The organism is Lentzea sp. NPDC060358, assembly GCF_042725365.1.
Classification (GTDB): Bacteria; Actinomycetota; Actinomycetes; order Mycobacteriales; family Pseudonocardiaceae; genus Lentzea.
Map to the genome: position 1 here is coordinate 1 of NZ_JBHXCW010000229.1, position 12,025 is coordinate 12,025.

A 12,025-nucleotide genomic window follows, 5' to 3' on the forward strand; every position below is an offset into this window, starting at 1 on the left:
CCCGACCCCCCCCGGCCGCTCGACCAAGCCCGGTTGCAGCCCGCCGTGCTGGACGCCGCCCTCCGCGCTCACCCCGCCCGCGCCCGGCTACAACGGCCCCGGCGCGACGACCCCGGGCGGCTCGACCAAGCCCGGCGGCAGCACCCCCAGCGTCAAGAGCCCCGCCGCGTTCACCCCCACGGCTCCCGGCTACAACGGCCCCGGTTCGACGACGCCGGGTGGCGGCGGGAAGCCGGGCGGCCTGCCCGGCGGTGCCACCCCTGGTGGTGCCACTCCGGGTGGCGTCGGCGGCGGTGTCGGCGGCGGCGGTCCGAAGGCCCCCGCGGCGTTCACCCCCTCGGCTCCCGGTTACAACGGCCCCGGCGCGACCACGCCGGGTGGCCAGGCCGGCGTTCTTCCCCCCGGCACGCAGAACGGCGCCGGCGGCGCGGCCGGTGGCCCGCGCGGCGGCACGCCCGGCACGTCGCCGGGCATGGCCCCGCCGATGGCGCCCGGTGGCGCACCGGGCGGCGCGGGCGCGGGCGGCGGTGAGCGCGGCGGCAACAAGTTCGGCGGCTCCGTGCCCGGTGCCAACAAGGGCGCGTTCGACGCACCCAAGCCCCCCACGCCCGACAGCACCATCACCAGGGCGCCCGGCAGCTCGTCCTCGACTCCCCCGCCCGCGCCGAAGCCGAGCATCCCGGCGGCGTTCACCCCGACCGCGCCCGGTTACAACGGGCCCGGCGCGGTGCCCGGCTCCACCGGCGGCACGACTCCCGGCTCGACGCCCGGCTCGACTCCGGGCACCACCCTGCCCGGCACCACCCCCGGTTCCACGCCCGGTGGCGCGACGCCTGGTGGTGCGACGCCTGGCGGTGTCACCCCCGGCGGCGCGACCCCCGGCGGTTCCGCGCCCAAGGGGTCCGTGCCCGGCATGCCCGCCGTTCCCGGAACCCCCGGCTCGCCCAGCGCTCCGGGAGCCCAGACCCCCGGCCCGCAGGCCTCGGCCGTCAGCGCACCGCCGCAGGGCGGCCCGCGCGGCGGTGCCACGCCCGGCCCGATCACGTCTCCCGCCGGCGGTGCCAACCCCGGCGGCATGGCCCCGCCCATGGCGCCGGGCGCCCCCGGCGCGGGCGCGACCGGCGGCGAGCGCGGCGGCAACAAGTTCGGCGGCTCCGTCACCGGCGCCAACAAGGGCGCGTTCGACGCACCCAAGCCCCCCACGCCCGACAACACGATCACCAGGGCACCCGGAACGTCGTCCTCGACGCCTCCCCCGGCGCCGAAGCCGACCCCGCTGTCGCCCCCGCCGAGCACGACGTCGCCCAACGCGTCGACCGCTCCGCCCGCGCAGACCCGCCCGGCCCCCGCAGCACCGCCGGTCACCACCCCCGCGCCGAACACGCCGCCCGCCCAGACGCCACCGGCCCAGACGCCGCCGGCCCAGTCGCGCCCGGCTCCGGCCGCACCCCCGGCCAACGCCCCGGCCCCGGCACCGAACACGAACACGCCGCCCCCGGCGCAGACGCGTCCGGCTCCGGCCGCACCTCCGGCTCCCGCGCCGGCCCCGGCACCGGCACCGAACACGCCGCCTCCGGCGTCTTCGCGCCCGGCCCCGCCGCCGGTCAGCGCACCGCCGGTCAACACGCCGCCCGCCAACACGCCGGCTGCCAACACGCCGCCGGCCAACACGCCACCGGCGAATGCTCCGGCAGCCAACACGCCGCCCGCCAACACGCCACCGGCGAACACCCCGCCGCCCAAGGCGGACACGGCACCGGCGCCCCAGCCGAAGGCGGACACGCCGCCCCCGGCCCAGACGCGCCCGGCCCCGGCCGCGCCGCCCGTCAACACGCCGAACCCGGCACCGGCCACCACGCCGACCCCGGCACCGGCACCGGCACCGGCACCGAACGTGCCGCCGCCCGCCCCGGCGCCGGACACCAGGTCCGCGCCCAAGCCCGACACGGCCACGTCCCCGCAGCCGAAGGCCGACACGCCGCCTCCCGCGGAGACGCGTCCGGCTCCGCCGCGCCCGGTGCCCGGTGGCTGGGCGCCGTCGACCGGCGTCGACCACAAGAGCCCCGCCCCGGCCCCGGTCACCGACCACACCAACGCCAACGCCATGTGGCCGCCGGCCGGCCCGCGGCCGGGCAGCGTTCCCAACGTGCCCGGCGTCGTCGGGCCGCCCCAGGGGATCTTCGCCCCGAACCCGCCCGCCGCGGACTCGCTGCGGCCGATCGCCGACGCGGCACCGCCCAAGGAGTCGCACACGACGCCGCCGGCGGCGCCGGACGGACCCAAGTTCGGGCCGGAGAACAAGCCGTTCGAGCCGCCCAAGCCGGGCCCCTCGCCCGACCCGTTCCCGGTGAAGCCGATCAAGGCGTCGCCGAACCTGCTCGACCTGCTCGACCCGCGCGGCTACCCCGACCCCGCCAACCACGGCAAGCCCGGCGGGCACAAGGCCGACGCGGCCTGGCCCGCCACCACCATCGACGGCAAGCCGTGGGCGGACCTGCAGAACCTCACCCCCGACGAGAGCCGGAAGTGGATCGACCACCTCCGCAACGTCCTGGCCTCCAAGCCGGACGGCGCCTTCTTCTGGTCGGGCAACTACTACGACTCCGACGGCAACCGCATCTCCGTGATGAACGAAGCGGAGTACATGGCGAAGGCCGACGGGCGCAACACCCTCGAGGGCACCCTCGACGACAAGGCCATCAAGCTCCCCGGCTGGGGCAACACCTCGCCCGAGGGCAAGGCGGTCTGGGACAGCGTGTCCGCGAGCCTCGCGCACGGCGCCAGCGGTGACGTTTACGTCCTGCTCGGCCCGTCGCGGCGGCCGGACAACGTCTTCCACATGACCGAGTTCCCCATCCTGCAGCAGAACCCCAACGTCGAACGGGTCATCACCGTCGACGTGCACACCAAGGAAGAGACGGTGATCTACACCAAGACACCGCCTGCCGACGCGCCGCCCGCGAACACGCCTCCGGCGAACACCCCGCCCGCCAACACGCCACCGGCCAACACGCCACCGGCGAACACCCCGCCGCCCAGCACCCCGCCGGCGAACACCCCGCCGCCCGGGCAGGAGACGGCACCGCCGGCTCCCGGCAACACGGACACGAGGTCCGCGCCGCCGGCGCCCGGCAACACCGACACGCGATCCGCTCCCCCGGCGCCCGGCAACACCGCCGCGACGCCGAACGCCGACGCGAACGCCAAGCCCGACGCCGACAGCAGGCCGAGGAGCGGCCCTGAGACGACGCCCGGCGTCGACACCAGGCCGAACACGGACACCAACACGTCCGCGGACAACAACCGGTCCACGCGCACCGACGTGCCCGCGCAGAACGACGGCCCGGCCCCGGTCAGGGACACCCCGGCCACCCCGCCTCCGGCGAGCGCTCCCCCGGCGTCGGCACCTCCGGCGTCAGCGCCCCCGGCACCGCCCGCGCAGAACACCGCCCCGGCACCGGCCAGGGACGTCCCGGCGACCCCGCCTCCCGCGACCCCGGCTCCCCAGGCGGGCGCTCACGCGGCACCGCCGGCGCAGAACCAGAACACCGGCCCGGCCCCGGCCAGGGACGTCCTGGTCGCCCCGGTCCCGCCGCCCGCTCCGCCGGCACCCGCTCCGGCCGCCCGCGAGTCGAACCGCAACCCCGACGGCACCCGCAAGGACGTGCCGAAGGTCGGCGCGCCGCCGGCCGCGACGCCGCCCACCCCGGAGTCGCACCAGGGCAAGGACGTCCGCACCGACGAGTCGTGGCGGCACGACCCGGCCAAGACCGCGGACTGGTCCAACCCGAACAACCCGGCCGACCGCAGCACGTGGGCCGACCGCCGCAACGACACCGACGTCCGCACGGTCGACGTCACCGTCCACGACGTGCGCACCGACAGCACGCCGACGAACGTCAAGTCCTACCAGGGCCTGATCAACTACGACCTGCGCCGGATCGAGACCAGCCCCGGCAGGTTCGTGCAGGAGTACACCGTCAAGGTGCACCTCGACCCCGCCGCGAACGTCGACGCCGACGCCCTCGCGCAGGTGCGGCAGAACGCCACCGACGGCGTGAACTCGTTGCTGAACCAGGGTTTCCGGCTCCCCAGCGGCGACCAGTTCCACCTCAACCTCGAGTTCACCGACAACGCCGCGGACGCCCACACCACCGTCAAGGTCGACAAGGACGTCGCGAACCCGGACCAGACGCACTGGAACCCCGCCACCGGCCCGGAGGTCCTCGCCCACGAGACGCTGCACTACCTGGGCGTCCCCGACGAGTACAGCGACAGCTCCCGCGTCTTCCAGCAGCACGACACGAACTCCGGCGTGCACCAGGACGACGGCGGCCTCATGGGCGCCGACGTCCACCTGCCCGACCCCGGCGTCCGGCCGCGGCACCTGTGGCTCGTCGAGCGCACCGCCACCAGCCAGGTGATGGTGCCCGACACGACGCTCGAGAAGCCCGGCCCGGCCACGGTGCCCCCGCCCGCCGGGTGGACCCCGCCCGCCGAGGTCCGGCAGGACGGCACCGCCACCCCGGACACGACGGCCCGCCAGGACACCTCCACCCCGGACCAGGACGTCCAGACCCGCCCGGTGTCCAGGCCGCAGGGCCAGCCCGCCGACCTGGACAGCGCCTTCGCCGACCTGGGACTGGGTCCGGTGGACTTCCGGCACAACCAGGCGTTCACGAACCTCGCGGGCGGCCGGATCGACCTGCCCACCAGGGACAGCCACCTCGCCGGCCTCAGGCAGAGCGTCGAGGAGGGCAGGCCGCCGTCGTTCGTGGTCAACATGATCGTCGGCCACGACCAGCTGGGCGGCATCAACGACGTCATCGACGCCGTCACCAGGGACGCCGGGGACCTCGGCAAGAACATGGTCTTCGTCATCGGCGTGAACGGCCGTGCGGACGCGTCGAGCGCCGGCATGGACGCCAACATCGACCGGGCGAACCAGGACGTCGCGAACCGGCAGGAGCCCATCGCGCTCGTGCCGCTGCCGAAGTTCACCGAGCAGAACTTCCCGTACGGCAAGATGCGCAACGGCACGATGCACAGCGGTGCCACCAAGTTCGCCATCGGCGCGTTGAACGGCAGGGACACCCACCCGTACCTGTCCATCCAGGACTTCGACACCGGCTCGCGCCAGGTGCCGTCGGGCAAGGACGTCTTCAACCACCTCAGCGACACGCTGAACTCGTCCGAGGCCGGTCCGGTCCGCCCGCTGATGCACGCGGGCGGCTACCGCGTCGGCGACCCGGACGCGCTGGTCGCGGACGTCGAGAAGCGGATCGCCAAGGCCCAGGCCGAGCTCGACGCCGACCCCGACGTCAAGCCGGCCGCCCGCGCGGAGAGGCAGCGCAAGCTCGACCTCGCCCGCGACCACCTCAAGCCGGAGAACCGCGAGGCGTTCGTCCGCGGGTTCCAGCAGTCGATGAACGACGACATGGACGCCAGGACCCGGCTCGCGGACTCGGCGCCGATGGTGCCGTACTTCCCGGAGCCCAACCTGTTCGTCGACGCCAACGCCACCGTGGTCGACCCGTCGGTGCGGTTCAGCGACGGCCTGGCCGAGTTCAACGGGCTCGCCCAGTCGATGAACAGGTTCGCCGGCGCGGAGCTCGTCGACATCCACACCCACGCGCTGCCGAAGCCGGACTCGACGAGGGCGCTGCAGGATGCCCGGGCCCAGCTCGAGAACGACATCGCGGCGCAGGGCGGCACGCCGAGCCCCTCCCAGAGCAAGGCGCTGGAGTCGATCGACGCGAACATCGCGGCGAACCAGGACCCCGTGCGGGAGTGGGCCGACAACAGGGACACCGTCGGTTCCGCCGTCGACGTCGACATGCAGACCAACCGCAACCCGTTCCGCGGGGAGAACTTCACGTCCGACTTCGTGGACGGCGCGGTGGCCACCGACCTGTCGCGCATCGCCTTCGAGTGGGCCAAGGCCGACGGCAAGACGTGGGCCCAGTCGCACGTCAACCCCGGCACGCCCGAGAGCAGGACGTTCGGCTTCGACCCCGCCGGGGACCGCCCGGCGGTCCCGCCCAAGGCCGAGGTCGACCTCAAGGCGGTCCGCGAGGACTTCGCGTCGAAGCAGCACGCCCAGCGCGAGGCCCAGCAGCTCGTCGAGCACGACTACGACGTCGACCCGCAGACCGGCAGGCACACCGAGACCACGAGGACCGGTGGGTGGACCCCGTCGAGGTCCGACGCGCTCAAGCTCGGCTACGAGGACAAGAACACCCTGACGCCGGCCGTCTCGACGCCCGCCCCCGGCGGCGGTCACATGGGTGTCGACCCGCAGCACACCACCGCCGCCGAGCCCGGCCCCGCGTACCGGCGCAACAAGCTGGTGCCCCGCACGGAGGACCAGCTCGGCCACATCGACCCCGCGGCCAAGCAGCAGAAGACGGCCACGGTGCTGAACGTGGCGCTGTCGGACAACAACAGCGACGTCACCCGCACGTTCGGCACGCTCCGGGACGGCGTGCTGCCGCAGGTGGGCGCGCCGCGCGACAACGGCCTGTTCGCCGCGGCGCACAGCGCGCTCGAGAAGGAGGCCAGGGCCGCCGCCAGGCAGGGGACCGGTGGTGGCCGGGGCAGGGGCCGCGGCGGCAAGGCGCCGGCCGCCGCACCGGTGCCGACGCCGTCGGACCTGCGCCGGGGCACGATCGGCCAGGGCTTCGACGCCTCCCCCGACATCACGACCCAGATCGCGAACTTCCGCCAGGAGCACCGGCTCGAGAACGGCCACCTGGTCAACGCCTTCGTCGAGCCGGGGCCGACGCAGCCGACCCCGCTCCCGGCGTCGTTCCAGCGCCAGGACGGGTACGACCACCCGGTCGACAACACCGGCACGCCCGGCACCGAGCCGACCCCGCAGGAACGCGCGGCGCAGGACCGGGCGGACGCCGCCGAGCAGCACGCCGACAACCTCAAGGCCGCCAAGGCCGAGGAGCTCGCCGTCACGCTGCTCGCGACGCAGCTCAAGCGGCCGGTCGTCGTCCACACCGCCGACGGCGCGATGACGGTCGAGCCCCTCCACGACCGCAAGCCGCAGGTCCTCGACCACTCGGCGCCGGCGGACAAGGTGGCCGCGGCGGACTGGACCGCGCCGCGGTTCGGTCCCGCCCTGCACCTCGACCGGGCCCCGAACCCCAACGGCAGGTCGACGTTCCAGCCGCACGACCCGGCGAACCCGCCGTGGCCGGTCGACGGTCCGTCGCACCGCCAGGCGCCGCCCGCACCGCAGCCCCGCGGGACGGACACGCCGGCGTGGTCCGAGCCGCAGACGCGCCCGGCCCCGCCGAACGGCACCGCCGCCATCGGGGAGACGTCCCAGACCCAGACCGCGACCCAGGCGCCGCCCGCCGCGCCGGCGGTCGTCGTCGAGAGCCACCTCGAGGCGCTGACGGCCGACGCGATGCAGCACGCCTCGCCGCTGGCCAAGGCGGTCGAGGCCGAGCTGCGCGACAACCCCGGCCGCTACCTCGACCACGAGGCCGGATTGGAGCTGCTGCAGGCGTCGGTCGTGCTCGACACCAGGGCCGACGACGTCGCCGCGCTGATCCAGCGGCACGGCGTGGACGCGGTCGCGCGGGCGTTCAACTCCGCCTTCTCCCGGCCGGTCTTCGAGAACGCGCAGATCGAGGCGTTCGGGGACCTGGACACGCCCGAGCGCCGGGCGGCGTTCGACGGCTGGGCGCACCGGATGTGGGAGACGATCGGCAACACGCCCGCCTACACCGGCGACCCGGCCCGGCTCGCCGGTGAGATCTTCAACCACGAGAAGGGCTACAACCGGGGCACGAACTTCGCCCAGGACGAGGCCCTCGTCGACGCCATCGGCGCGCCGCCGCTGGCCGACACGATCGCCGCGACCGCCGTGTACGGCACCGACCCGTACAGCCAGGCGCTGTGGACGCACAAGGTCCTCTCCGACGCCCGGATCGTCCCGCACGACGCGCAGGTCGGCCCGGCGGCGTTCACGCAGGCCGTCACCGACAACAGGGCGGCGCTGGAGACCGCGCTGGGAGTCGGGCTCGACGAGGCCAAGATCGCCGAGCTCACGGCCCAGCTGCAGGAGGACGGCATGGTGGCCGACGACCGTGGTCCCGCGGCCGAGCCCGAAGCCCAGGCCGAGCCCGCAGCCCAGGTGGACACCGGCGAGGTCGTCGCGCAGGAACCCGCTCGCGAGCTGACCGAGGCCGAGTTCCAGCTCCTCGCGCTGACCGACGACGCGATGGAGCACGCCACCCCGCAGATGAAGGCGGTCGAGGCCGCCCTGCGGTCGGACCCGGCCAGGTACGTCCACCACGAGGCGGGTCTGCACCTGCTGCGCGCGTCGGTCGTGCTGCACACCAGGTCCGAGGACGTCGCCGGGCTGATGTTCTTCTACGGCATCGACGGCGTCACGGACGCGTTCAACGGCCTGTTCGAACGGCCGGTCATCGAGACCGAGCAGCTGGAGGCGTTCGTCCAGCCCGGCGGCAACGCGAAGTTCGAGAGCTGGTCGCACCAGCTGTGGGACACGATCGGCAACACGCCGTCGTACGCGGACGCCGACAAGCTGGCGATGGACGTCTTCAACCACGACAAGGGCTACAACCGCGCGTTCAACATGGCGCAGCAGACCGCCCTCACGGACGCGGTGGGCGCTCCGGCGCTCGGTGACGCCATCGCCGCGACCCCGCCGGTCGGCGGCGACGTGGTGTCCAGCGCGTTCTGGGTGCAGAAGGTGCTCGGCGACGCCCAGGTCCTGCCGGACACGAGCGTGAGCGCCGCGGAGTTCACCCAGGCCGTCGGCGACCACCGGGCCGAGCTCGGCGACGCGCTGGGCGTGCAGCTCGACGACGCCGCGATCGCGGAGCTGAAGTCCGTGCTGCAGGACAACGGCATGGTGGCCGACGACGTGACGCCGTCCGCTCCCCCGGCGGACGCGGACACCGGGACCGCCCCGGCGGACACCGACGTGGACGCCGAGACCGCACCGGCTGAGGCCGGCGTTCACACCGACCCCGCCCCAGCGGCCACCGACGTGGACACCGAGACCGCACCGGCTGACGCCGACATGGACACCGACCCCGCTCCGGTGGCCGCCGATGTGAGCACCGAGACCGCGCCGGCCGGCGCGGACACCGATGTGGACAGCGGGACCACTCAGGCGGCCTCGGCGGGCCCGCGGCCGGTGGGCAGCGCCGACTCCAGCGTGCTGTGGTTCGACCCCCGGCACGAGACCGCCGCGGACGGCGGCGCCACCTCCCCGGCCCCGCCGAGGAGCGTGGAGCCCCCGCAGGCCACCCGGCCGAACCAGGCCGCGCCGAACCCGGCCGGGCCGGCACCGACCGCCGGAGGGCCGGCGGCGTCCGACCACGTCGGCACCACCCAGCGGCAGCTGCGGTACCTCCACGAGGACGTGCTGGCCCGCCAGCCCGCCCCGCCGGTCACCGCCAACGGCCTCTACGCCGCGGTCGGGCAGGCCAGGAACATCGACCCGGCGGTGCTGCGGCAGCAGGTCGTCGGGCTGGCCGCGGGCCACCGGGCGGTGACGAAGGCCGTCGCCGACTGGACCGTCAGCAGGCCGATGCACCAGGGCCACCTCAACGGCGCGCTGGTGGAGAACCTCAACTGGCACATGCAGTCCGACCCGAACGAGAACGCGGGTGCGGGCAGCGCCCGCGACCTGGTGGCCCACCTGATCGCGACGCAGCTGAGCGTCAACGTCCGGATCCACCAGCCCTCGGGCCAGCCGGTGCTGCTGCGGCCGATGGGCCCGCCGTTCGAGGAGACCGTCGACGTCGACATGGTGATCGACGGCCGCCAGGTGACCTACCGGCCCCACCGGCCACTTCAGCAGGACGTGCGGATGGATTAGCGTGACCTGCGTGGACGAGTTCGCGGAGGCGCTCCGGACGGCGATCACGAACCGTGGTCTCGGTCTGGAGCGCCTGCGCGAGCACCTGTCGCAGAACGGCGTGTCGGTGTCGCTCGCGACGCTGAGCTGCTGGCAGACGGGCCGCAGCCGGCCGGAGCGCACGAAGTCGCTGCAGGCCGTCGTCCACCTGGAGCACATCCTGAAGGTGCCGCCGGGCCACCTGTCGGAGCTGCTCGGGCCGCCCCGGCCGCGGGGCCGCTGGCTGCGCAGGGCCCCGGCGCCGCTGTCGGCGTTCTGGCCGTCGCCCCGGCCCGTCGAGCACGCGCTGCACGACCTCGACACGCAGTGGGACGACCAGCTCCTGCGCGTCAGCCAGCAGGACTTCGTGACCGTCGGCGCCGACCGCACCGAGCGGAGCTTCCGGTCGCGGCAGGTGCTGTCGGCGTCGATGAACGGGCCCGACCGGTGGGTCGTGATCATGCACGTCGACGAACGCGACCAGCCGTTGCCGCTGGTCAGAGCGTTGAAGAACTGCACAGTCGGCCGGGTGGTGACGGACGAGGCCGAGGGGTTGCTGGTCGCGGAGCTGGTGTTCGAACGGCCGCTGCTGCGCGGCGAGAGCATCGTCGTCGAGCACGAGATCGTGCCCAGGGCGGCGTGCCCGCCCGCGACGACCTACGAGCGCAAGTTCCGCCTGCCGACGCGCGAGTACGTGCTGGAGGTGACGTTCGAGGGCGCCCCGCCCGCGTCCGTCGTCCAGCTGGCCGACGGCTCGGCCGTCACACCCGGCCGCACGCTGCTGGACGTGGCCCTGGACGTGCCGCCGGGGGTGCGCGGCTTCCGCTGGACCTGGTAGCTCACCGCGTGCGGAACCGGCGTGACGACGGGACGAGCGCGGCGGCCGCCGGGACGGCGAAGCAGACCACCGCGCAGGCGCCGAGGACCGCGCTGACGCCGAAGTGAGCGATCGCCGGGGCGATGAACGCGAGGCCGACCGGCGCGAGCCCGTAGGACAGCAGGAAGTCGAGCGACGACACGCGGGCGAGCTTGGCCGGGTCGACCTCGCGCTGGACGGCCGTGAACCAGGGGACGTTGAACAGCTCGATGCCGACGCCCGTGACGGCGTAGGCGGCGACCACCACGACCGGGTGCACGGGGACCAGCAGGACCAGCGGGACGAGCCCGTAGAGGGCGAGGCCCGCGAGCGCGACCCAGCCCGCGGCCCTCGGCCGCCAGCGGCCCATCAGCACCGCGCCCGCCAGCGCGCCCAGGGTGTACGCGGTGGTGGCCGCGGCCAGCACCGCCTCGGTGTCGTAGCGGTCCCTGCTGACCAGCGGCAGCACCACGGCCGTCGCGGAGTAGCCGGTGGCGATGACGGCGGTCAGCGCGCCGAGCCCGGCGAGCAGCCACGGGTGGCGGCGCGCCTCGCGGATGCCGTCGAGGAAGTCGCCGGCGAAGCTCGGGCGGGTCTTCGCGGGCTCGGGGGTGAACCTGCCCTTCGGCGGGACCAGTGCGGCGACCAGCCAGACGACGGCGGTCGCGGCCAGCAGCCCGCGGGCGTCGGCCAGCAGCGCCGCCAGCGCGGTCAGGCTCGGCGCCACCAGCGTGGTCACCCTGATCGCGAGGGTGGTGGCGGCGTTGGCCTGCTGGCGGCCCTGCTCGGGCACCACCTCGGCCACCATGGCCTGGAACGCGGGCCGGCAGGCGCCCTGCCCCGCTCCCACGACCGCCGCGGCCACCGCCATGAGCAGCAGCGACCTCCCCATGCCGAGGGCGATCACCGGTGTGACGAGCGCGGCCGTGAGGCACGACCAGAAGACGACCGCGCGCCGGGGGTGGCGGTCGGCCAGCACGCCCGCGACCGGCACGGCGGCCAGGAACCCGATCGTCCTCGTGGCCAGCACCACGCCCAGTTCGACGGCGGTGATCGAGCGCTCCAGCACCGCCAGGCCCAGCACGAACGGCAGCGCCCACATCGCGAGGCCCGAGGCCGTCGTCCCTGTCCACAGCCGCAGGAACGCCGTGTTGCGGAAGACGGACGTCGCTGTCTGGCGCTCGGTCACTGGGCTCTCTCCGGGTGTCGGGGGCCCTGCCAACATCCCACCTGGCACCGCACAGCACAACGGACGGCCACTCCCCCGCGCCGTGCGGGAG

The 12,025-nt window shown here is 74.8% G+C and carries 2 protein-coding genes and 1 pseudogene; 2 read left to right on the forward strand and 1 reads right to left on the reverse strand.

Going from position 1 to position 12,025, the window contains the following annotated elements; genetic code table 11:
* Together ACFWGZ_RS33295 and ACFWGZ_RS33300 are read left to right on the forward strand one after the other, a co-directional pair.
* Window positions 1–9,871: pseudogene (locus ACFWGZ_RS33295) on the forward strand (hypothetical protein); the annotation flags it as partial.
* Between the two features lie 10 nt (window positions 9,872–9,881).
* Complete coding sequence (locus ACFWGZ_RS33300) at window positions 9,882–10,727, forward strand: XRE family transcriptional regulator (protein WP_382455559.1); 846 nt, start codon at window positions 9,882–9,884, stop codon at window positions 10,725–10,727.
* A 1-nt stretch (window position 10,728) separates the two neighbouring features.
* Here ACFWGZ_RS33300 and ACFWGZ_RS33305 read toward each other — a convergent pair whose 3' ends face one another.
* Complete coding sequence (locus ACFWGZ_RS33305) at window positions 10,729–11,970, reverse strand: MFS transporter (RefSeq protein ID WP_382455560.1); 1,242 nt, start codon at window positions 11,968–11,970, stop codon at window positions 10,729–10,731.
* Window positions 11,971–12,025: the final 55 nt, after the last annotated feature.

Coding starts and splice junctions, on each gene's coding strand:
- ACFWGZ_RS33305 (WP_382455560.1), bottom strand. CDS start 11,970: ATGTTGGCAGGGCCCCCGACACCCGGAGAGAGCCCAGTGACCGAGCGC.